This is a genomic window from Streptomyces sp. NPDC005438 (genome assembly GCF_040606315.1).
Classification (GTDB): Bacteria; Actinomycetota; Actinomycetes; order Streptomycetales; family Streptomycetaceae; genus Streptomyces.
Map to the genome: position 1 here is coordinate 475,122 of NZ_JBEXEP010000001.1, position 22,530 is coordinate 497,651.

A 22,530-nucleotide genomic window follows, 5' to 3' on the forward strand; every position below is an offset into this window, starting at 1 on the left:
GGTGAGGGTGGGGGGAGTTGAGGGGAAACCGGGGACAGCCGCACGGGTGGCTGAGAAACTGTCGGGGCCGAGCGTACGAGGGAGAGCGGCCCCAGTGGACAAGGTCAACAGCAGTGGCGACGTGACCAACAGTGTCGGCGCGGTATACGACGGCACCCTTCAGCAGATGCGCGACCAGCACCACCACTACTACGCGACCGCCCCGGCCGTCATTCCCCGGATGCAGCCCACCGCGCCGGCGACGCTGGTCAACCGCGGGGCGCTGCTCGACTGGCTGGACCAGCAGAAGGAGGACCTCCACGAGCGGCGGGCACCCCGGGTGGCCTGGGTCACCGGGGGCGTCTTCGTGGGCAAGACCGGGGCGGTGAGCCACTGGATCGCGGACCGGGAACGCGCGGCCGAGCGCGAGGGCCGGGACTGGTTCCCCCGGGGCACCCTCTACGCCCCCCTCAGCCCTCGCGGACTGCACCACCTGCCGGAGCCCGGGGACATCCTGGCGACCTTCCTGCGCGAACTGGGAGTGCGGGCCGAGGAGTTCCCCAACTCTCTGGAGGAACGGGCCTCCTGCTTCCGCTCCCGTACCCGGCAGCAGCCGGTACTGGTGTTCCTGGACGGGGCGGTGAGCCAGCAGTCGATCCGCCACCTGCTCCCCGGGCACCCGGAGAGCCTGGTGGTCGTCACCAGCCGGGACGAGCCCCTGGCCTGGCAGGTCGGCGACCTCGACCTGTCGACCTATCGCATGGCACGCCTGGAGGAGGACTTCTGCACCGAGTTGTTCCTGCACACGCTCGGCCCGTCCACGCACCTCACCGAGGAGGAGCGGGAGGCCATGCGGGCGGTGATATCGCAGTGCGAGGGACTGCCGCAGATGGTGAAGATGGCCGGCGCCTGCGCGTCGGCCGCGTACTACGGCGGCATAGTGCCCTTCTCCCGGGAAGTGGAGCGCCACCGTTCGATGCTGCGAGCCCTTGAGGAGGAGGACATCTCCCTGGACCCCCAACTGGACCTGTCCTACGAGCGGTTGGACGCACTCTCCGCCTCCGTCTTCCGCGCGCTGGGTGTCCATCCCGGTCAGGAGGTCCCGCACGACCTGGTACGCCACCTGGCGGACGGCCGGAACCAGGTGGCGCGCGGCCTGCTGCGGCTCCACCTGCTGGAGGAGGCGGGCACCGACCGCTACCGGCTCAACGCGGTGCTGCACGACTACGCCTCCTCGCTGGCCACCGAGGAGGACCGGACGCGGGTGGTGGCCGTGCTGGTGCGCTGGTACCTGTCCCGGGTCGCGGCGACCGAGCGGTGGCTGTCCCAGCGGTGGTGTCTGGGCCCCACCCTCAGGGAGAAGGAGAAGCTGAGCGGGATCTTCGAGAGCCGGGAACAGGCCCTGGGCGCACTCGAAGCCGACCGGGACAACCTGGCCGGAGTGATCGAACTCGCCCACGACAACGGCCACTTCCACTCGGTGGTGGAGTTCGCCGAGGGGCTGCGGGGCTTCTGCGAGCGCCGCCAGCAGCACGGACTGTGGATCAGGGTCGGTGGCCTCGCGGTGTCGGCGGCCGAGCACATCAGCGACCGGCTGTGGCTGGCCCGCGCGCACTTCGAGCTGGCCTTCGCCCACGGCAACCGCTGGCTGGAGGAGGACCGGGAGGCGGCGTACCACCACTACCAGCGGTCCCTGGAGATCGCCGAGCGGATCGGTCACGCCCGTACCCGCTCCTCCGTACTGGAGGGGTTGGGACTGCTGGCGCTCAAGGAAGACGACCCCGCCCGGGCCCAGACGCTGCTGACCGAGGCGGAGGACGCCCTGGAGGGGGTCGACCACGCCCGGGGGCGGGCGCTGTTGAGCCTCCACCGCGGTACGGCCGCCCTGCGCGGGCGCGACCCGGAACGGGCCGCCGCGCTCTACCAGGAGGCCCGCGCCCGGTTCGCCGAGTTGCGGGGGGAGGACTACAACCAGGGCAAGTGCCAACTCCGTTACGCCCAGGCCCGGTTGGAGCAGGGCCAGGTGGAGGAGGCGCTCACCGCCCTGGACGGGGCGCTGGAGCGGCTCAGCCCCAGGGCGGCCGGCATGGACCGGGCCAAGGCCCTGTGCGAACAGGGGCGCGCGCTGCGCCTGCTGGGGCGGGACCCGCAGGAGTCCTGGACGTCAGCCCTCGTCCTGTACCAGGGACTGCGCAGCGAAGTCGGCGTCAGCGAGGTTCGGGCCCTCCTCGACGAGGGGGACCAGCCGGAGCGCTGAGCGCGCGGCGCCGAGGTCCACGGTCACCTCGGGCGGCGGCGGCCTCTGACCGGCCCCCTGGTCGAGCAGGGCCAGTACGGTCGCGCCCACGAGCATGGGGTCCGGGTCCTCCTCGGCCGCCCGTACGACCAGGCGCGGCCCGTCCTGGACGGTGACCTCGCAGCCCTCGGGGAGCGGCCGGGCCACCACCCGGAGGTCCGGCCGTCCCCGGAACAGCTTCTCGGGGTCGGCGCGACGGGTGACCAACACCCGGGCCCGGTCCCGGACCTGGGTGTCCGGGTCACCGTCCTCGGCCACCAGGTGGGCGCCCCGCAGATGCGCGTCCTGGTGCCGCTGGTGGTGCGCGGGGTAGCGCCGCAGCCGTACCGTGTCGCCGTCGACCCGGGCGGTCACCAGGTGCGCGGGGGTCGCCGGGCTGCGCCGGACGGTAGGCAACCGGAGGGGCAGGGGCACCGCCCGTGGGGCGATCGGCCATGGGGGCTCGGGCAGTTCCAGCCGCCGGTAGCTCAGCGCCCGCAGTCGGCGCAGCGCCTCCCCCGGGTGGGAGGTCACCAGGTCGCCGGCCTCCGCGACGGTGGACGCCGCCCGCAGCTGGGGTTCCAGGGGGCGTACGGCGGACACCCGGGGCAGTTGGCGGCCGATCCGTTCCATGGGGGAGCCGGGGGCCACCCGGTCGTCGTCGAAGGAGCCCAGCAGGCCGGGCACCCCCTGGTCGGCGGCGTAGAGGGTGAGCGAACCGTGGTCGCCCAGGAACACGTCCGCCGCGCAGACCGCCGCCTTCCAGGTGTCGCCGGCCGGGTCGGGGAGCAGCAGCCCCGCGTCCAGATGCGGCCGTAGCCAGTGGGTGAGCTGCCAACCCCCGTGGCCGTGCCAGGCGTTGGGGTGGATCGCGGCGAGTACCCGGTACTCGTCACGGGGCAGCTCCGCCATGGCGCGGCGGAAGAGGTCGGGGGCGCCGCCCAGTGCGGAAAGGCCGCCCCAGGTCGAGGTGATGAGGACGAGTTTCTGGTGCGGGCCGACTCCGAGTTCCCTCCGGTACATGTCCCGAAAGGGGCGTGAGGCGCTGATCTCGTCTGCCACGGAATCGCCGATGACCTCCGCGCGGCTGAGGGCTTCCGGGAATCCGTCGGCGAGCCTTACGTACTGTTCCTCGTGGGACAGCACGATCGCCGAGGGGATCAGTTCGCCGTCGTGGGTGAGCCATTCAGCGGTCAGCCCGAATGCTCCGTGCTCCGTGCTCCGTGCTCCGTGCTCCGTGCTCCGTGCTCCGTGCTGCTGAGTTTCTTATTGTAGCCGGCGCCGTGAGGGGTTCCAATAACGGGGGCGGAAATTCTGTGAATTTCCCCACCGCGACTCGTGGTGATCGCGAGATGGAATTCCTTTTCCAGTGCCATTTCCCAGGGGAGGAAGGGGAGTTGGCGTTCCTCGACGAAACTCGCTATTCCGCGTTCGAAGGGTGAGGAGCCGGTGCAGGTGAAATGCAGGTCTATTCTCTGGTCGCCGTCGAAAACCGCCAGAATATCGAGCAGCCGGGTCGCCGAGGTGACGTTGTGAATGACGCCCAGAACCGAACGTTTCGCGTGGACCGTACGCCACCGCGGGCTCAGCCCGGGCGCGCGGGGGCCGGTGGGGTCCGAGGGCGTACGGATCGGGGCCTCCCGGGGCGTGGTGGTGACGGACGCCCGAGGATAGCTCCGCCTGTCGCACCGTTCTCCGCCCCGGGGGAAGGCCCGAGGAGGACCCGGGGAGTGGCCGGGACTCGTGGGGAGTCGGAGCCGCGCGGCCACGGAAACGGCGGTGGCACCCCGACTTCGGGGTGCCACCGCCGTTGAGGGTCGGCGTCGACGGGGTCAGTACCGCAGACCGTGACCGAAGGGGTACAGCTCCTGGTCCGGGTCGTCGGCGGTGGAGACGGCCACCGGGAGCTTGCCGCCGGGGTTCACCTCCCCGTAGAGGGCCCGGTCCAGGGAGATCAGGGAGGGGGTGCCGTAGGTGTAGCTGGCCAGGTAGGCCGTGACCTCGGGGAACAGTTGGATGTCGTACGGGTTGCGCACCGCGAGGGCGACCACCGGCTTGCCGGTCGCCAGCAGCGCCTTGACCAGCTTGGCCTGGGCGGCGCCCTTGTCGCTGCCGGCCGCCGCGTTGGTGACGACCAGGACCACGTCCTGGTCCTGGGCCGTGGCCACCGCCGCGTCGATCGCCTTCTGGTCCGGCTCCGCGCCGGTCTTCGCGGTCTTCACGGTCTGCCCGTCCCGGGCGCCGACCAGTTCGGCCAGTTCCTCGGCGGCGGAGTCCCAGCCGGCGACCAGCAGCTTGCGCGCCGAGGAGTCCAACGGCAGGGCGGCGGTCCGCTGGCCGGCGCTCTCGTTGCGCACCAGGGTCACCGTGCGGTCGGTGATGGCCTGGGCCACCTTGCGGTGCTTCTTGTTCCCGACGACCCGCTCCGCGCGGTCCGGGTCCACGTAGGGGCGCGGGAAGAGGCCGCCCCGGAGCTTGTGCTCCAGTACCCGGCGTACCGAGGCGTCCACCCTCTTCTCGGAGATCTCGCCGGACTTCACCGCGTCCAGTACGGCCTTGAAGGCGACGTCCATGTCGGGCGGCAGCACCAGCTGGTCACAGCCCGCCTGGAGGGCGCGTACCGGAGCGACGTCGTCCGGGAACTGGTCGGAGGCGCCGGCCATGTCCAGGGCGTCGGTGACGATCAGCCCCTCGAACCCCAGCTCCTCGCGCAGCAGCCCGGTGACGATGGGCTTGGACATGGTGGCCGGGACCTTGGAGTCGTCCAGGGCCGGGACCACGATGTGGGCGGTCATGATGGTGTCCACGCCGCGCTTGATCGCCGCCCGGAAGGGGGGCAGGTCGATCCGCTCCAGCTCCTCGCGGCTGTGGGTGATCTCGGGCAGCCCGGTGTGGCTGTCGGTGTCGGTGTCGCCGTGTCCGGGGAAGTGCTTGGCGGCCGAGGTGACGTCGGCGTGGTGGTAGCCGCGTACCGAGGCGGACACCAGCCGCGAACACAGTTCGGGGTCGGAGCCGAAGGACCGTACGCCGATGACCGGGTTGGCGGGGTTGATGTTGACGTCGGCGACCGGGGCGTAGTTCTGGTTGATGCCCATGGCGGCCAGTTCGGTGCCGATCACCCGGGCCGAACGCTCGGCGTACTCGGTGGAGCGGCTGGCGGCCAGGGCCATGGAGCCCGGCAGCATGGTGGCCGGCTCCTCCAGCCGGTACACCACCGCGCCGCCCTCCTGGTCGATGGAGATCAGCAGCGGAATCTTCGCGCCCTTGCGGAGCGCGGCACGCTGGAGCCCGTTGGAGAGGGTGGCGATCTGGTCGGGGGAGCGCAGGTTGTCCGAGCCGCGTCGGGCGTCGAAGTAGATGACTCCGCCCGGCTGGTACTTGGCGACCACCTCGGCCGGGGTGGACACCCCGAACAGTTCCTGGTTACGCGCCGCGGCCTCGTCGTCCACCTTGGTGGCGTGGTGGCCGTTGACCTCCAGCACGAACAGCTGGCCCACCTTCTGCTCAAGCGACATCCGCTTCAACAGAGCCGTGGCCCGCGTCCGTACGCCCTGGGCGGAGGCGCTGGAGCCCAGCCCGGTGCTGGCCAGCGCCACGGCGGTGGTGCCCAACAATCCGGTGGCGATCGCCTGTCTACGGGTGGTGGGGTGGCTCATAGAACTCTCCTCGCGGCGTGGTCGGGGCCGGCGGACGAGGCGGTACTGAACTGACGTGTACGCGACCTGATGGGCCCGGTGAGGGCACATCGTGGCAGTACAGGAGGGTCAACCACCAGACACCGCGCGATACGCCAGAGGTCCCTACCAGTGGATGTGGCCGCTGTACTGGTACTTGTGAGCCGGTTCACATCGCGGTCGGGAAATAACCGGGGAGGCTCTCCCCGTTTAGCTTTCCGTGCGGAGAAAACGGGGAGTCACTCCCCGCATTCAGACCACGACGGTGACCGGCGGACCGCACCCGACCGTCCCGTGGACCGAAAGGAGGGGGGAAGCATGGCACTCAGCCCCGCCCCACTCCGCGTGGACGCCGCGCGCAACCGGCAGCGCATCGTGACGGCCGCCCGCGAGGCCTTCGTGGACCAGGGGGCCGAGTTTCCGCTGGACGAGATCGCCCGCCGTGCCGGGGTGGGCAACGCCACCGTCTACCGGCACTTCGCCGACCGGGACGCACTGATCCGGGAGGTGATGCTGGAGGTCTCCGAACGGATCGCGCAGTGCGCCCGGGAGGCGCTCGCCGACCACCGGGGCTTCGAGGCCGTGGAGCACTTCGTCCACGAGGCGATCCGGGAGCGTATCGGAGCGCTGTGCGCCATGATCTCCCCGCGCGTGAAGCTGGAGGACCACCAACTCCATGACTCCCGCCAGCAGTTGGAGAACCTGGTGGAGGAACTCCTGGACCGTGCCCGGGCGGCGGGAGAGATCCGGCCGGACGTGGCGGTCGGCGACCTGATGCTCGCCATCACCCTGCTCACCCGGCCCCTGCCCGGAGCGCCCTGCTCCCCCTTCGACCACATGGTCGCCCGCCACATCCGACTTCTGCTCGACGGGCTGCGCACCCCGACGCCGTCCGACCTCCCCGGCGCACCTCCGACCCTGGAGACCCTGCGTCAGAGCTGACGAACGCCGGCCAGCCCTCCCGGGACCGGCCGGTGACCTCCGCCTCGCCCACACCCACCACTACGTCAGTTGAGGCTGAAACCCACTCATGTCACAGACCAGTTCACCCGTCGCCAGCGACAAGGCCCCTCCCGGAGGAGACCCGGCCCGCTGGCGCGCCCTGATCTTCATCGCCCTCGCCCAGCTGATGGTGGTCCTGGACGCCACCATCGTGAACATCGCCCTTCCCTCGGCCCAGGCCGACCTGCACATCTCGGACGGCAACCGGCAGTGGGTCATCACCGCCTACGCCCTGGCCTTCGGCGGCCTGTTGCTGTTCGGCGGCCGGATCGCCGACCTGTGGGGGCGGCGGCGTACCTTCCTCGCCGGGCTCGGCGGCTTCGCCCTGGCCTCCGCCCTCGGCGGTGCCGCCACCACGGCCGGACTGCTGCTGGGCGCGCGCGCTCTACAGGGGGTGTTCGGGGCGCTGCTCGCCCCGGCCGCCCTGTCGCTGCTCTCCGTGATGTTCACCGACGCCAAGGAACGGGCCAAGGCCTTCGGCGTCTACGGCGCCCTGGCCGGCGGTGGCGGCGCCATCGGCCTCTTGCTCGGAGGGTTCCTCACCGAGTACCTGGACTGGCGCTGGACCTTCTACGTCAACATCCCCATCGCCGTGGTGGCCGCCCTGGGTGCGCTCACCGTGATCCGCGAGCCGGGCGGGGCCCGCAACCGCTCGCCCCTGGACGTGCCCGGCGTGCTGCTGTCCACCGTCGGTCTGGTCTCGCTGGTCTACGGCTTCACCCGCGCCGAGGCCGAGGGCTGGACCGAGGGGCTCACGCTGACCTTCTTCGTGCTCAGCGTGGTCTCGTTGGCCGGCTTCGTGGCGGTGGAGTCCAGGGTGCGCGCACCGCTGCTGCCGCTGCGGGTGATCACCGACCGCAACCGGGGCGGGGTCTACCTCGCCCTGGGCCTGGCGGTGGTGGGCATGTTCGGCACCTTCCTGTTCCTCACCTACTACCTCCAGGTCGTCAAGGGCTACTCCCCGGTCCGCACCGGACTGGCCTTCCTGCCGATGGTCGCCTCCATGGTCACCGGGTCCACCCAGATCGGCGCCCGGCTGATGACCCGTGTGCCGCCCCGGTTCCTGATGGGGCCCGGACTGCTGGTCGGAGCCATGGGGCTGCTGCTGATGTCCCGCATCGACCTGGACACCTCGTACGTGGCGCTGCTGTTGCCGGCCGAGATCCTGATGGGCCTGGGCATGGGTACCGCGTTCATGACCGCGATGTCCCTAGCGACCACCGGGGTGCGTCCGGCCGACTCCGGGGTGGCCTCGGCCATGGTGAACACCTCGCAGCAGGTCGGGGGCGCGATCGGTACGGCGCTGCTGAACACCTTCGCCGCCAGTGCCACCACCGCGTACGCCACCTCCCACCGTTCGGAGGTCACCGGCCCCGAGTCGGGCGCGCGGATGCGGCTGGAGGCGATGGTGCACGGCTACGGCGTCGGCCTCAGCTGGGCGGTCGGCATCATGACGCTCGCCGCCGTGGTGAGCTTCGTACTGGTCAACGCCAAGGGTCCGGGTGGGCCGGCCAAGCCGGTCGCCAAGGGTGACGGCGAGGAGCCGGCGGCCCAGGCGCCGCCCGCGCTGACGCACTGACGGTTCCCGCGTTCCGCACCTCTGGCCCCCTCCGCTTCCGGGAGGGGGCCAGAGGTGTTCCGGGGGCCGGCGACACCACTCCGCTGGCTTGTTATCGGGGGTGTGCGGGCCCCTCGGAGGGGTAAGCGAGGTTGCCCGTGGGGTTGGACCGCGCAACCAATCGCCGGGTCAGACCGTCTACAGGGCTAGAGCGTCTGGGGAGGCGCGTGGGGGAGGACAGATGGATCTCGGGTGGACCACATGTCGAGACGGACGGCGGCAGGCCGCCGACCTCCGTGTGCAGCTCGTTCGTCCTGTGTGCGAGCGGGGAATCCCTGAGGTCGCCCCTGTGACCAGCCCTTCTGTCGCGTACGCCCATGGTGTGGGCGGGCAGGGTACTGCAAGATCCGAAAAATGATGCGCGAGTTGGGAATTCTGTCCTGATTCCCGTCGTTGATTCCCTCGAACGCGGGTACACGTCAGAGCCCGCCTCACCGACCAGTTGTCACCACTCGTAAGGGAGCACGCATGGCAACCCGTGCCGTCGCCCGTCGGCAGTCCGCCGCTACCGGGACCGCTGACGAGGCAAGCAGTGTTCGCGCCTCGGGCGGCGAAGTCGCCGACCGCGACCTGGTCGGCATGTATCTCGACGAAATCGCCCGTACGCCCCTGCTGGACGCCGCCAAGGAGGTCGACCTCTCGCTGGCCATCGAGGCCGGGGTCTACGCCCAGCGCATCCTGGAGGGGGAGAAGAGCCCTTCCGAGGACTCGCCCAGCGCCACGGCCACCCGTGAGGAGCTGGAGGCGCTCGTCGCCGAGGGCGAACGGGCCAAGGACGTCTTCATCCGGTCCAACCTGCGTCTGGTGGTCGCCGTCGCCCGGCGTTACCCGCGCAGTGGACTGCCGTTGCTCGACCTGATCCAGGAGGGCAACGCCGGACTGGTGCGCGCGGTCGAGAAGTTCGACTACGCCAAGGGCTTCAAGTTCTCCACCTACGCGACCTGGTGGATCCGTCAGGCCATCACCCGTTCCATCGCCGACCAGTCCCGCACCATCCGCCTCCCGGTCCACCTGGTGGAGGAGCTGGGGCGGATCCGGCGGGCGCAGCGGGAGTTCAACCGCGAGTTCGGACGCGAGGCGGAGCCGGAGGAGATCGCCCAGGAGCTGGGCTCCACCCCGGAGCGGGTCACCGACGTGCTGGACTGGGCCCGCGACCCGGTCAGCCTCAACATGTCGGTGGACGACGAGGGGGAGACCCAGTTCGGTGACCTGCTGGAGGACACCTCGGCCGACTCCCCGGAGGACTCGGTCCTGACCCTGCTGCGGCGGGAGGAACTCGAGGGCCTCATCGGACGGTTGGACCAGCGCACCGCCTCCATCATCAAGGCGCGGTACGGCATGGTGGACGGCCGGGAGCGCACGCTCACCGAGGTGGGCAAGCAGCACGGGCTGACCCGTGAGCGCATCCGCCAGATCGAGAAGCACGCACTGTTGGAGTTGAAGAAGCTGGCTCGGGACACCGGGTTCGACGCGGCGGCCTGACTTCAGGCGAGGACCGCGAAGCCTGGCCCGACGGCCACTTCCCCGAACGAGCCCCGGCGCACTCCCCCGAGCGCTGGGGCTCTCTCATGTCCGGCCCGGGTCCATGTCCGGCCCCGGAACGGCCCCTTGCCCTCGCCCCGGAGGTGGGCTCGGGACGCCGCCTCGGGCTGCCCTGACACGGCTCAGCCCTGGGTCCGCCGGCCGGTCGCGGGCGAGCGCCGCCGGTGTCTCAGCCCCCACGGGCGAACCTGGCCTCCTTCCCGAACGAAGGTCCCGACTGCCCCTGCCGGGAGGCCCAGGTCCGCTCTGATCTTCCGTTCCTTTCTGTTTGATGTGAGATAGCGCCCGAATAGGGTCCGAGTCTGTTTACTTCTCGGTGGCCGCTGCGTACCGTGCCAAGAACTCACCTATCCGGGAACGAAACGGACCCAAACTCACATGTACGCAGCGGAGCGCCAGCAGGAGATCCTCCGCCTCGCTCGGGAGCGGGGCCGGGTGGAAGTGCTGTCGTTGGCCGAGGAGTTCCAGGTCACACCGGAGACCGTGCGGCGGGACCTGAAGACCCTCGACCGGGGCGGCGTGATCCGCCGCGTCCACGGGGGCGCCATCCCCGCCGGCAGCCTCGCCTTCGAGCCGGACCTCGCGGAGCGCGAGACCACCCAGGCCGAGGCCAAGGAGCGCATCGCCAAGGCGGCCCTCGCCGAGATCCCCAACGGGGGCAGCGTCATCCTGGACGCCGGTTCCACCACCGGCCGACTGGTGGCCGCCTTCCCGCTGGACGCCACGGTGACCGTGGTCACCCACGCGCTTCCGCTCGCCGCGCGACTTGCCGAGTACCCCGGGATCGACCTGCACCTGGTGGGCGGGCGGGTACGGCACCGTACCCGGGCCGCTGTCGACTCCTGGGCGCTGCGTACCTACGCGGAGATCAACGCCGACGTGGTGTTCCTGGCGACCAACGGGTTCTCCGTGGAGGGCGGGCTCACCACCCCCGACCTCGCGGAGTCGGCGGTCAAGAGGGAGATCATCTCGGCCGCACGGCGGGTGGTGCTGCTCGCCGACTCCAGCAAGTTCGAGCAGGACCACTTCGCACGGTTCGGAGGAGTGGCCCAACTCGACCTGCTGATCACCGATGTGGGGCTCAGCGAGGAGAGCGCGGAGTCCGTGGAACGGCAGGGCGTGGAGGTGGCCCGCGTATGACCTTTCTGACCGTGACCCCCAACCCCAGCCTGGACCGCTCCTACGCCATACCCCACCTGGGGCGGGGCGAGGTGCTGCGTTCGATGACGGACCGCATCGACCCCGGGGGCAAGGGGGTGAACGTCTCCCGCGCGGTGGCCGCGCACGGCGCCCGTACCCTCGCGGTGCTCCCCCTGGGTGGGCTGGAGGGAACGCGGCTGGCCCGTCTGCTGGAGGAGCGGCGCATCGCGGTCGCCGGCGTACCGGTACAGGGGCCGACCCGGGTCAACCTCGCCCTCACCGAGTCGGACGGCACCGTCACCAAGATCAACTCCATGGGACCCGAACTCAGCCTGGGCGAGGCGCGCGCGCTCCAGGACGCGGTGATGGGGCACGCCCGGGGGGTCAGCTGGATAGCCTGCTGCGGCAGCCTCCCCAGAGGGCTGGCGCCGGACTGGTACGCCGAGTTGGTCGCCCGAGCCCGCGCGGCGAAGGTCCGTATCGCCCTGGACACCTCGGGCCCGCCCCTGCGGCTCGCCCTCGCCGAACGGCCGGACGTGGTCAAACCCAACGTGGGGGAGCTGTCCGAGGCGGTGGGCCGGCCCCTGCACACGGTCGGCGAGGTGGTGGAGGCCGCCCGGGAGATGCGCGAGTGGGGTGCCGCCTCCGTACTGGTCACCCTCGGCCCGGACGGGCAACTGCTGGTCGACCGCACCGGGGAGTACTTCGGCCACGCCCCGGTGGACGCGGTGGTGAGCAACGTCGGGGCGGGGGACGCCTCGTTGGCCGGCTTCGTGCTGAGCGGGGGACTGGGACAGGACGCCCTGGCGGGAGCCCTCGCCCACGGGGCGGCGGCCGTACGGCTCCCGGGAAGCGCGATGCCCGCCCCCAGCGACCTGTTCCGCGACGCGGTGACCGTCACCTCCGAGGTGCCCGTCGACCATTCCCTGAGCCAGCTGGTCAGGGGCGCGGTGACATGAGCGGGCTGGTCACCCCGCGACTCGTCGACCCGGATCTGACCGCCGACACCCGGGAGCAGGCCACCAGGTCGTTGGCCGAGCGGATGGTGGCCGCCGGCCGGGTCACCGACCTGGAGGGGTTCCTCGCTGACGTGGCCGCGCGTGAGGCCCAGATGCCCACCGGGCTCGAAGGCGGAATCGGTATCCCGCACTGTCGCAGTGACCACGTCGTACGCCCCACCCTCGCCTTCGGACGGGCCCGCACCCCCGTGGACTTCGGCGCCCCGGACGGGCCGGCCGACCTGATCTTCCTGATCGCGGCTCCTACTGGCGGTGACGCCGACCACCTCGCCATCCTCTCCGGGCTGGCCCGCCGGTTGCTCGACCCGGACCATGTCGCCGCCCTCCGCGCCACCGACGACCCACAACGGCTGGTCGCCCTGCTGGAGCCCCCGGAACCCGTCGAAGACGTCGAGACCTCCGGGGGCTCCTCTGGCTCCGCGCCCCCTGCCGCCGACGAGCCGGAGCGGCCGGAGGGGCCGGACGACGCCCGATCCGGGAGCCCCGAGGGCGCCCCGGGGAGCACCCCGGCCGGGGACGAGAAGCCGCCCGGACCACCTCCCTCGGATGGCGACCCCGGCGAGGGAGGCCCCGCAGAGCGTGGTGACGGGGAACCGGAGCGCCGACTGCGCCTGGTGGCTGTCACCTCCTGCCCCACGGGGATCGCCCACACCTACATGGCCGCCGAGGCCCTGAGCCGGGCCGCGACGGAGGCCGGACACCACCTGGACGTGGAGCCGCAGGGATCCGGGGGCTTCACCCCGCTCGACCCCGAGGTGGTGGCCGCGGCGGACGGGGTGATCCTCGCCCACGACGTGGAGGTCAGGGACCGGCAGCGGTTCGCCGGCAAACCGACCGTCGAGGTGGGGGTGAAGGCGGCCATCAACCGCCCCGAGTCGCTGGTGGCCGAACTGGGCGCCCTCGTCGCGGCGGCGCCGGAGACCGGGGTGGCACCGGCGGGCACCGCCTCCGGGGAACCCCCACCGATGGAGCGTTCCGGGCGCCCCGGCGAGGGGTACGCCAGCCAACTGCGGGTCTGGCTGATGACCGGGGTCAGCCACATGGTGCCCTTCGTCGCGGCGGGCGGACTGCTGATCGCCCTGGCCTTCGCCATGGGCGGATACGAGATCAACGAGGCGCCCTCGGTCGCCAAACACTTCGGTTGGGGCGAACTGACCAGCTGGGCCGCGCTGTTCTTCCAGACCGGCGACCTGGCCTTCGGCTTCCTGATTCCGGTGCTCGCCGGCTACATCGCGTACGGCATGGCGGACCGCCCGGGGCTGGTGCCGGGGTTCGTGGGTGGGGCGATCGCCACCACCGTCGACGCCGGTTTCCTCGGAGGACTGGCGGCCGGCCTGTTGGCCGGGGCGGTCGTGCGCGTGATCCAACGGGTGTCGGTGCCCGCCGCGCTGCGCGGTGTGATGCCCGTCGCGGTGATCCCCCTGTTGTCCTCGGCCGTCGTCGGACTGTTGATGTTCGTCGTGGTGGGCAAGCCCATCGCCCGTGCCCAGCGGGGGATGACCGACTGGCTGGGGGACCTCACCGGCACCAACGCGCTGCTGCTCGGCGCCCTGTTGGGCATGATGATGTGCTTCGACCTCGGCGGTCCCGTGAACAAGGTCGCCTACGCCTTCGCCACCGGCCAGGTGGCCTCGGCAGACCCCGGCGAGGGCGCTCTCCAGGTGATGGCCGCCGTGATGGCGGCGGGCATGGTGCCGCCCCTCGCGATGGCCCTGGCCTCGACGGTGCGGAGCGCCCTGTTCACCCCCGCCGAGCGGGAGAACGGCAAGGCCGCCTGGGTGCTGGGCGCCTCGTTCATCACCGAGGGGGCCATTCCCTTCGCGGCCAGCGACCCGCTGCGGGTGATCCCGTCCACCATGGTGGGGGGAGCCGTGACCGGGGGACTGACCATGGCCTTCGGCTGCACCCTCCGGGCGCCCCACGGAGGGGTCTTCGTCCTGCCCCTGATGGGTTCGCCACTGCTGTGCCTGCTGGCCATCGGGCTGGGCACGCTGGTCGCGGCGGCCCTGGTGGTACCGCTCAAGCAGTCGCGGCTCACCGGGGAACGGCACCGGCAGCGCGGGGGCCGGCCGGCCGACGAGGCGAACTCGTCCACCGGCACGGTCTGAGCGGCCGGCGGGCCGCCCGTACCCTGGGCCCATGAGCGAACGCGCCGACCCCGAGGAAGCCCCGGACACCGAGGGCGCCACGAGACCGGAGGCCGAACCCGAGCCGGAATCCGCGACCGGGGCCACGGCGCCCCCTCGCGCCGGCCTGGTCTTCGACGATCCGCTGAGCCAACAGGCCTCGGACGACCAGGACTTCGGCTGGGGAGAACGTCCCACCCACGACAGTGCGGCGGACCTGGCGCGCTTCCTCCACGACCGCCCGCCGCACCACCTGTGAGCCGGCCCTACTTCTGAGGTGGTACGCCTCCGCCACCCGGCGAGGACGACACGGTGTCGTCGGCCGTCTCCACCGCCTGCGGCTGACGCTGGCCCACCAGGTGATCCCGGATCTCGGTGAGCAACTCCACCTCGGTGGGCGCCAGCGGCTCCGGCGGCGACATGGCGGCCCTGCGCTCCTTGTACTTGTTCATCGGCATGATCATGAGGAAGTAGACGACGGCCGCCGTGCACAGGAAGGTGATCGAGGCACTGAGCACCGGGCCCCACTTCAGGGTCACCTCGGCCACACCGTCGGACTTGCCGCAGCCGCGCAAGCAGAGTTCGTACCCGTCCAGGTCCTTGGTGCCGATCGCACCGACCAGGGGATTGATCAGTCCGTTGACCACCGCGTCGACGATCTTGCTGAACGCGGTGCCGACCACGACGGCCACCGCCAGCTCGACCACGTTGCCCCGCAACAGGAATTCCCTGAAGCCGGACCACACGCTGGGCTTCTCCTCGCTCACTGGGCTGCCTCTCCCTGTGCGGATACACGTTCAGCGGAACGTTGCCTGAGGCCGGCCGGAATTGTCCAGCCGCGACCATCGCACCGTTCGACCCCCTCGAACATCCGGCACCGTCCTCGCGGTGGACGCACCGCCCCCGGTACCGGTGCTCAGTCCTGGGCGCACGCACCACGGTCACCTCCCGCCCTGCCCGGGTGGCCGTCCTGCCGCCAGCCGTCGACGGCGAGGGTGGCCGTGACCCCGGTGGACAGGGCCAGTCCGGCCACCACCCAGCCACGCCAGGCCCGTTGCCCACGGCGGTGCGCCCGCCGTGACCGGTGGCGGCCCGCCCCGACGCGTACCGCCGCGAACTCCGGCACCGCACGGGACGGTGGGGGTGCCGGGCTGAACCTCGAAGGGGGTGAACTCGGGTCGCTGGCCGAACTGTTGAGCCCGTGCGGTGCCCTCCCGGGACGGTTCACCCCCGGAGGTGCGACGTCGGTGGCGTGCCCGCCTCCGGGGGTGCCGTCGGGCGGGGACGCCGATCCGGGGCGCCCCCGTGGCCCCGTACTCGTGGTGGGGCGCTGCCCGCCAGGGGGCCGGGAACCACCAGGGGGCGGCGAACCGTCGGGGTGCCAGGGTCGGCCGGGGTGGCCGTGCGGGCTGGGGGAGGGGCGAGGCGGGGCCTGGTGCGGTCGGGGGTGGGGAGGGGTTCCGTGTCGTGGCGGAGCCGGTGGCTGGCCCGGCCGTGGGCCGGGTCCTCCCCTCGGGGCGGTGCCTCTGGGCGGGCGCCCGGGGTGGCCGGCCTCCCCGGTCCGAGGGCGCGGGCCAGTCGGTGAAGTGGTCTGCCAGGTGGGGGAGTCGGGGTGGTGAGCCATGGGGCATCCGTCCTGGGCGGGGAAGCGCGGTGGGTGGTTGACGGAGGATCCGTGACCCGTTGACGAACCGCCACGGCCCCCGTACGCACACCTTGCCCGCGATCACCAGATCCCGCTGAGGCCTGTGGACAACTCGCCGGTTGTGGATAACCCCGGCCGAACCCAGGGCAGGCCCCTCCGTCCGTAGGCGCACCGGGACGCTGACGGGCCGCCGGGTGACTGACCGTCAGGGCAGGGTTTCCCTCTGGGAGCCGGAAGCTCGTGGAGGTCAAGTTCCTTGCCGCGTGAGGGGGTTGACGGCAGGACAGCTGGTACGGGCCCGGCGCGCCACATCTCGTGTCGGCAACCGCGCGTACCCCACCGGAGCGGTGCCGTTCGCCCGCTCCCGTACCGCGAAACCGGTGGGGGCCCGACCGGGGTCGAAGGCCCGTCCGACCCACGCCGCCCCCGCAGGAGAGCTGACGGCTGATCCGCACCGTACGGCGGCGCCGGGCTCTGCACTGGCCGCCGTACGGAGCGGGGCCGGGGCAGCCGATGTTCGGCCGCCCCGGCCCCGAGGCTCGTGACAGCAACCGCTACGGCAGGGGAAACCCGGTGTCCATACCCCCCAGGGCGTCGGCGCAGCCACAGGAACGTTCACCGGGCAGTTGGCCCACGGCGTCGAAGAGAACCCCGCGCAGCCGGTCGACGTTCTGCGAGAAGACCCTCATGACCTCCTCGTGGGAGACCCCCTCGCCCGTCTCGGCACCCGCGTCCAGGTCGGTGACCAGGGAGATCGCGGAGTAGCACAGGCCGAGTTCCCGAGCCAGCACCGCCTCGGGGTGCCCGGTCATCCCGACCACCGACCAGCCCTGTGCCGCGTGCCAGAGGGACTCGGCGCGGGTGGAGAAGCGGGGGCCCTCGACGACCACCAGGGTGCCGCCGTCCACGGCCGCCCAGTCCTGGCCGGCGGCGGCCTTGAGGACGGTGCGGCGACCGGTCTCGCAGTAGGGGTCGGCGAAGGTGGCGTGGGCCACCTTGGGCACCGTGCCGTCGGGGAGGGGTTCGCCGTCGAAGTAGGTCTGCACACGGGACTTGGTGCGGTCCACCAACTGGTCGGGCACCAGCAGGGTGCCGGGCCCGTGCTCCGGGCGCAGTCCGCCCACGGCGCAGGGGGCGAGCACCTGGCGTACGCCCACCGAGCGCAGGGCCCAGAGGTTGGCGCGGTAGTTGATGCGGTGCGGCGGCAGGTGGTGCCCCCGCCCGTGCCGGGGCAGGAAGGCGACCCTCCGGCCGGACACCTCGCCCAGGAACAGCACGTCGCTGGGGTCGCCGTACGGCGTCTCGACCTGGACCTCGGTCACGTCGTCGAGGAAGGAGTAGAAGCCGGAACCACCGATGACGCCGATCTCCGCGTGACCGTCGGTCGGTGACTGTGCCTGCCTGGCCTGACTGCCCTGTTCGCTCATGGGCTCACCCTACGAGGAGCCCTCCGCCACCGGCAGGGGCTCGGCCCACCCGATCGCTGACCGCGCGGTGGTTCCCACGAACCCGGGCGCCCCACCGCCGAGGGCGGCGGGGCGGGGTCGGATCAGGCGGAGGTCGAGGCCGGGGTCTTGCCGCCGGAGTCCTTGGAAGCCGAGGAGCCCGAGGAACCGGACGAATCGGAGGAGGACTTGCCGCTGTCCGAGGAGGAGCTCTCGCTCTTGGCCGAGGAGCTGGAGTCCTTCGATTCCTTGGAGTCCTTGGAGGCGGAGGGCGCCGAGGAACCGGACGAGCTGGAGCCGCTGCGGCTGTCGTTGCGGTAGAACCCGGAGCCCTTGAACACGATGCCGACCGCGGAGAACACCTTCTTCAGGCGGCCCTGGCAGGCGGGGCACTCGGTCAGCGAGTCCTCGGTGAACTTCTGCACCACCTCAAGGCCCTCGCCGCACTCGGTGCACTGGTACTGGTAGGTCGGCACTTTTCCCTCCTGGCACTCTTCCCTTGGGAGTGCTAACGACGACCTATCGTGCAGTATTTCCGGCCCGTAGTCCACCGCCGCGGGGCCGGTACGACATGGCTCACACCCCGGACCTGCCACGTCGGACGGGCTGGGGGAGAGGGGGCCGCGCGGGTCGTGGCCGTCAGGCCGGGCCACTGGCCGTACTGCCCCCGGTGCCCAGCCAGCCGGCGAGCTTGCCGCCCCGGCCGACCGCGACCAGCCGGCGTTCGGCGGCGTCCCGAACCTGGTCGGTGGCGACCACCAGCAGTTCGTCCCCCTGCCGGAGCGCGGTGTCCACCTGGGGGACGAAGCTCGTGCCGTCCCGCACCACCAGGGTCACCGCCGACCCCGGGGGCAGCCGCAGTTCGCGCACCTCCACCCCGTGCATCCGCGAGCCCTCGGGGATGGCGACGGACAGCAGGTGACCACGGAGCCGTTCCAGCGGGGCGGACTCGATCTCCACGTCCATCGCGGCGCCCCGGGTGCTCAGATGGAGCCGGCGGGCGAGCCACGGCAGGGTGGGCCCCTGGAGCAGGGTGAACACCACCACCAGGACGAAGACGATGTTGAACACCCGGCTGCTGGACTCCACCTGGGCCACCACCGGGATGGTGGCCAGCACGATGGGCACCGCTCCTCGTAGCCCGGCCCAGGACAGCAGGGTCACGTCCCGCCAGGGCAGCCGGAACGGGGCCACGCTCAGCAGCACCGACAGCGGGCGGGCGACCAGGGTGAGGGCCAGGCCCACCACGATGGCCGGCCAGAAGTCGTCGGCCAGTTCGTGGGGGGACACCAGTAGGCCCAGCAGGACGAACAGGCCGATCTGCGCGATCCAGGCCAGCCCCTCGGCGAAGCCCCGGGTCGCCGGCCGGTGCGGCAGCTTGGCGTTGCCCAGGATCACCGCCGCGACGTACACGGCGAGGAAGCCGCTGCCGTGGGCGAGCGCGCCGCCGGAGTAGGCCAGCGTGCAGAAGGTGATCACCGCGATCGGGTAGAGGCCGGAGGCCGGCAGGGCGACCCTGCGCATGGACAGCTCGCCGAACTTGCCGACCGCGAACCCGACCAGCAGGCCGATCGCCAACTCCAGGGCGATCTCGCCGATCAGGACGTACCAGACGTGGGAGGTGTGCGCGGAGAAGGCGACGACCACGATCACCACGGGGGCGTCGTTGAACCCCGACTCGGCCTCCAGGACACCGGTCAGCCGGGACGGCAGCGGGACCCTGCGCAGCACCGAGAAGACCGCGGCGGCGTCGGTGGGGGACACCACCGCCCCCATGATCAGTGAGGTCTGCCAGTCCAGGCCGATGAGGTAGTGGGCCGCCGCGGCGGTCGCCCCGACACTGACCGCCACTCCGACGGTGGCCAGCGAGGCGGCCACCGGTACGGCGGTGCGGATGTGGCGCCACTGGGTGCCCAGCCCGCCCTCGGTGAGGATCACCACCAGGGCCGCGTACCCCAGGACGCGGGTGAGTTCGGCGTCGTCGAAGTTGAGGCCGAGGCCGTCCTGCCCGAGGGCGACACCGATGCCCAGGTAGATCAGCAGGCTGGGCAGTCCGCTACGACTGGAGACGCGCACCGCGGCCACGGCCACCAGCACCACCAGGGCGCTGATCAGCATCAGCACGTTCAGACGGTCGACACTCAGGGGCTGGTTCCTCTCGCTCGGCGAGCACGGGTGCTCACGGTGGCGGGCGGAGTCGTCGGGAGAGGCTGGAAATTTACCATCGCTTGAAAATCGGACTTCTCTGACGGCTGGCTGCGGGCACCCGGTGGCGTCGTCCTAAGGTGGCTTCAGCACGGACCCCGGTGCCCGGATGCTGGATCCGCCACGTCTCGAAGGACAGCGATGCCCGACAAGAAGCGTTCCCCTCGTACCCGAATCCTGGTGATCGTGGTCGTGTTGGTCCTCGTCGCGGGGATCGGGGGCGGAACCTTCTGGGGCATCAGCTCGGTGCGCGACTCCTTCCCGCAGACCACCGGCTCGCTACAGGTTGAGGGGCTGTCAGATCCCGTCACCGTCAAGCGGGACGGGAGCGGCGTGCCCCAGGTCTACGCCGACAACGCCAAGGACCTGTTCCTCGCCCAGGGGTACGTGCACGCGCAGGACCGCTTCTGGGAGATGGACGTACGACGGCACATGACGGCCGGTCGGCTCTCGGAGATGTTCGGTGAGGGGCAGGTGGAGACCGACGCCTTCCTGCGCACCCTCGGCTGGCGCAAGGTCGCCGAGCGCGAGTACGCCTCGCTGTCGGACTCCACCAAGCAGTACCTCAGGAGCTACGCGGCCGGGGTCAACGCCTACCTCGCCGACCACAAGGGCTCCGCCGCCTCCGTGGAGTACGCGGTGCTGGACCTCAGCAACGACTACGAGCCGGCCAAGTGGGCCCCCGCCGACTCCGTCGCCTGGCTCAAGGCCATGGCCTGGGACCTGCGCGGCAACATGCAACAGGAGATCGACCGCTCCCTGTTGACCAGCCGGCTCAGCGAGGACCAGGTCGAGGACCTCTACCCCTCGTACCCGTACGACCGGAACAAGCCGATCGTGCGGGAGGGCGGACTCAGGGCCGGCTCCAAGACCTTCGACCGCCAGGCCAAGGCACCCCGGGCCAACGGCGGCACCGTCGACGCCCAGCAGGCCGGCCAGCGGGTCAACAAGCAGCTGTCCAGGGTCAGTCAGGCCCTCGACAAGATCCCCGGCGGGCTGGGACCCAACGGTTCGGGCATCGGCTCCAACTCGTGGGTGGTATCCGGCTCGCACACCACCACCGGCAAGCCCCTGCTGGCCAACGACCCGCACCTGGCGCCCCAACTGCCCTCCGTCTGGTACCAGATGGGGCTGCACTGCCGGACCGTCAGCGCCTCCTGCCCCTTCGACGTGTCCGGGTTCACCTTCTCCGGGATGCCCGGGGTGGTCATCGGCCACAACCAGAACATCTCCTGGGGGCTGACCAACCTCGGCGCCGACGTGACCGACCTGTACCTGCAGAAGCTCAGCGACGGGAAGTACCAGTACGGCGACAAGCAGGTGCCGTACAGGACCCGCGAGGAGGTGATCAAGGTCGCCGGCGGCAAGTCCCGCACCATCACCGTCCGCGAGACCAACAACGGCCCGATCATCTCCGACCGCAGCAAGGAACTCGGCAAGGTCGGCAACGAGGCCCCGGTGCGCAACGCGGCGCCCGACCGGGGCGACGGGTACGCCGTCTCCCTGCGGTGGACCGCCCTGCAACCGTCCACCACCGTGGACGCGCTGTTCAAGCTCAACCGCGCCGCCGACTTCACCGACTTCCGGGCCGCCGCCAGGGACTTCGCCGTCCCCTCCCAGAACCTCATCTACGCCGACACCAAGGGCAACATCGGCTACCAGGCGCCCGGGAAGATCCCGGTGCGGGGCAAGGGCGACGGCCGCTACCCGGCACCCGGCTGGGACCCCGACTACCGCTGGAAGGGCTACATCCCCCAGTCCGCGCTGCCCTGGGAGTACAACCCCAAGCGCGGCTACATCGTCACCGCCAACCAGGCCGTCATCGACCGCGACGACTACGCCCACGAACTCACCGACGACTGGTCCTACGGCGCCCGCAGCCAACGGATCGACACCCTGATCCGGGAGAAGATCAAGGACGGCGGCAAGGTCTCCATGGACGACATGCAGTCCATGCAGATGGACAACCGCAGCGAGATCGCCGCCCTGCTGGTGCCCTACCTGCTCAAGACCAAGGTCAAGGACGGCTACGTCCGCGAGGCCCAGGAACTGCTGAAGGACTGGGACTACCAGCAGAACGCGGACTCCTCCTCCGCCGCCTACTTCAACGCCGTCTGGCGCAACCTCCTCCAGCTCGCCTTCGGCAACAAGCTGCCCAAGGAGGTACGGGTCAAGGGCGAGTGCCTCACCGTCAAGCCCACCGACGACTCCGGGCCCCCCGAGGACCTCGACGGCGGCAGCCGACTGGTCCGCGAATGCGGCCAGCGCGACCCCGAAAGCGCCCAACCCGACGGCGGCGACCGCTGGTTCGAGGTGGTGCGCACCCTCCTGGAGGACCCCGACAACGACTGGTGGAAGACCGCCGACCGGGGCCGCGACAAGGGCGACCGCAACCGCGACGAACTGCTGGCCCACGCCATGCAGGAAGCCCGCTGGGAGCTGACCTCCCGACTGGGCAAGGACGTCGACGACTGGTCCTGGGGCCGGCTGCACCAACTGACCCTGCGCAACCAGACCCTGGGCACCGGAGGCCCCGGCCTCGTCAAGCGCCTGCTGAACCGCGGCCCCTGGAACGTCCAGGGCGGTAAGGACACGGTCAACGCCACCGGCTGGAACGCCGCCGGCGGCTACGAGGTGGTGTGGGTGCCCTCGATGAGGATGGTCGTCAACCTCGACGACTTCGACAGGTCCCGCTGGATCAACCTCACCGGAGCCTCCGGCCACGCCTACCACAGCCACTACACCGACCAGACGGACAAGTGGTCCCGGGGCGAGCTACTCCCCTTCCCCTACACCGAGTCCGCCGTCGAACGCTCCACCGAGGACAAGATGGCGTTCACCCCCTGACCCCGCGCTGACC

General features: G+C 71.2%; 16 protein-coding genes. 9 read left to right on the plus strand and 7 right to left on the minus strand.

Annotated features, from left to right (window positions below; genetic code table 11):
• Positions 1-94 precede the first annotated feature (94 nt).
• Positions 95-2,236, plus strand: a complete 2,142-nt coding sequence (locus tag ABZT14_RS01900; RefSeq protein WP_356295446.1) for an NB-ARC domain-containing protein — start codon at positions 95-97, stop codon at positions 2,234-2,236.
• Here ABZT14_RS01900 and ABZT14_RS01905 read toward each other — a convergent pair.
• Positions 2,144-3,400, minus strand: coding sequence for a hypothetical protein (locus ABZT14_RS01905; protein WP_356295449.1), 1,257 nt, complete (start codon positions 3,398-3,400; stop codon positions 2,144-2,146). The two genes, ABZT14_RS01900 and ABZT14_RS01905, sit on opposite strands and share 93 nt — an antisense overlap.
• Before the next feature lie 686 nt (positions 3,401-4,086).
• Positions 4,087-5,910, minus strand: coding sequence for a glycoside hydrolase family 3 protein (locus tag ABZT14_RS01910; protein ID WP_356295451.1), 1,824 nt, complete (start codon positions 5,908-5,910; stop codon positions 4,087-4,089).
• 336 nt (positions 5,911-6,246) lie between these two features.
• Between ABZT14_RS01910 and ABZT14_RS01915 the strand changes: the two genes are divergently transcribed.
• The 7 genes from ABZT14_RS01915 (at position 6,247) to ABZT14_RS01945 (ending at position 14,634) form a co-directional block, all read left to right on the plus strand.
• Positions 6,247-6,870, plus strand: coding sequence for a TetR/AcrR family transcriptional regulator (locus ABZT14_RS01915; protein WP_356295454.1), 624 nt, complete (start codon positions 6,247-6,249; stop codon positions 6,868-6,870).
• Between the two features lie 88 nt (positions 6,871-6,958).
• Complete coding sequence (locus tag ABZT14_RS01920) at positions 6,959-8,509, plus strand: MFS transporter (protein WP_356295457.1); 1,551 nt, start codon at positions 6,959-6,961, stop codon at positions 8,507-8,509.
• Between the two features lie 507 nt (positions 8,510-9,016).
• Positions 9,017-10,030, plus strand: coding sequence for a sigma-70 family RNA polymerase sigma factor (locus ABZT14_RS01925; RefSeq protein ID WP_356295460.1), 1,014 nt, complete (start codon positions 9,017-9,019; stop codon positions 10,028-10,030).
• Positions 10,031-10,468: 438 nt separating this feature from the next.
• Positions 10,469-11,230, plus strand: coding sequence for a DeoR/GlpR family DNA-binding transcription regulator (locus ABZT14_RS01930; RefSeq protein WP_356295463.1), 762 nt, complete (start codon positions 10,469-10,471; stop codon positions 11,228-11,230).
• Positions 11,227-12,189 carry a 1-phosphofructokinase gene (pfkB, locus tag ABZT14_RS01935; RefSeq protein WP_356295466.1) on the plus strand — a complete coding sequence of 321 codons (963 nt, stop codon included), beginning with the start codon at positions 11,227-11,229 and terminating at the stop codon, positions 12,187-12,189. The genes ABZT14_RS01930 and pfkB overlap by 4 nt, the downstream gene beginning before the upstream one ends.
• Entirely contained in the window at positions 12,186-14,357 is a 2,172-nt protein-coding gene (locus ABZT14_RS01940) for a fructose-specific PTS transporter subunit EIIC (protein WP_356295469.1), read from the plus strand. The genes pfkB and ABZT14_RS01940 overlap by 4 nt, the downstream gene beginning before the upstream one ends.
• Positions 14,358-14,388: 31 nt before the next feature.
• A complete protein-coding gene (locus ABZT14_RS01945) occupies positions 14,389-14,634 on the plus strand; it encodes a hypothetical protein (RefSeq protein WP_356295472.1) in 246 nt (81 codons plus the stop codon).
• 7 nt (positions 14,635-14,641) lie between these two features.
• Here the strand turns inward: ABZT14_RS01945 and mscL are convergent, their stop codons facing one another.
• From mscL to ABZT14_RS01970, 5 genes are all read right to left on the minus strand, one after another.
• Positions 14,642-15,142 carry a large conductance mechanosensitive channel protein MscL gene (gene mscL / locus ABZT14_RS01950; protein ID WP_356295475.1) on the minus strand — a complete coding sequence of 167 codons (501 nt, stop codon included), beginning with the start codon at positions 15,140-15,142 and terminating at the stop codon, positions 14,642-14,644.
• 149 nt (positions 15,143-15,291) lie between these two features.
• Complete coding sequence (locus tag ABZT14_RS01955; RefSeq protein ID WP_356295478.1) at positions 15,292-15,501, minus strand: hypothetical protein; 210 nt, start codon at positions 15,499-15,501, stop codon at positions 15,292-15,294.
• 1,073 nt (positions 15,502-16,574) lie between these two features.
• Positions 16,575-17,447, minus strand: coding sequence for an S-methyl-5'-thioadenosine phosphorylase (locus ABZT14_RS01960; protein ID WP_356295482.1), 873 nt, complete (start codon positions 17,445-17,447; stop codon positions 16,575-16,577).
• A gap of 122 nt (positions 17,448-17,569) precedes the next feature.
• Positions 17,570-17,941 (minus strand): FmdB family zinc ribbon protein, encoded by a 372-nt coding sequence (locus ABZT14_RS01965; RefSeq protein WP_356295485.1) that lies wholly within the window; start codon positions 17,939-17,941, stop codon positions 17,570-17,572.
• A gap of 163 nt (positions 17,942-18,104) precedes the next feature.
• Positions 18,105-19,583, minus strand: a complete 1,479-nt coding sequence (locus ABZT14_RS01970; RefSeq protein ID WP_356296994.1) for a potassium/proton antiporter — start codon at positions 19,581-19,583, stop codon at positions 18,105-18,107.
• Positions 19,584-19,811: 228 nt separating this feature from the next.
• Between ABZT14_RS01970 and ABZT14_RS01975 the strand changes: the two genes are divergently transcribed.
• Positions 19,812-22,517 (plus strand): penicillin acylase family protein, encoded by a 2,706-nt coding sequence (locus ABZT14_RS01975; protein WP_356295487.1) that lies wholly within the window; start codon positions 19,812-19,814, stop codon positions 22,515-22,517.
• The last annotated feature ends 13 nt before the right edge of the window (positions 22,518-22,530 follow it).

Coding starts and splice junctions, on each gene's coding strand:
- ABZT14_RS01910 (WP_356295451.1), bottom strand. CDS start 5,910: ATGAGCCACCCCACCACCCGTAGACAGGCGATCGCCACCGGATTGTTG.
- ABZT14_RS01915 (WP_356295454.1), top strand. CDS start 6,247: ATGGCACTCAGCCCCGCCCCACTCCGCGTGGACGCCGCGCGCAACCGG.
- ABZT14_RS01920 (WP_356295457.1), top strand. CDS start 6,959: ATGTCACAGACCAGTTCACCCGTCGCCAGCGACAAGGCCCCTCCCGGA.
- ABZT14_RS01925 (WP_356295460.1), top strand. CDS start 9,017: ATGGCAACCCGTGCCGTCGCCCGTCGGCAGTCCGCCGCTACCGGGACC.
- ABZT14_RS01930 (WP_356295463.1), top strand. CDS start 10,469: ATGTACGCAGCGGAGCGCCAGCAGGAGATCCTCCGCCTCGCTCGGGAG.
- pfkB (WP_356295466.1), top strand. CDS start 11,227: ATGACCTTTCTGACCGTGACCCCCAACCCCAGCCTGGACCGCTCCTAC.
- ABZT14_RS01940 (WP_356295469.1), top strand. CDS start 12,186: ATGAGCGGGCTGGTCACCCCGCGACTCGTCGACCCGGATCTGACCGCC.
- ABZT14_RS01945 (WP_356295472.1), top strand. CDS start 14,389: ATGAGCGAACGCGCCGACCCCGAGGAAGCCCCGGACACCGAGGGCGCC.
- ABZT14_RS01960 (WP_356295482.1), bottom strand. CDS start 17,447: ATGAGCGAACAGGGCAGTCAGGCCAGGCAGGCACAGTCACCGACCGAC.
- ABZT14_RS01970 (WP_356296994.1), bottom strand. CDS start 19,583: ATGCTGATCAGCGCCCTGGTGGTGCTGGTGGCCGTGGCCGCGGTGCGC.
- ABZT14_RS01975 (WP_356295487.1), top strand. CDS start 19,812: ATGCCCGACAAGAAGCGTTCCCCTCGTACCCGAATCCTGGTGATCGTG.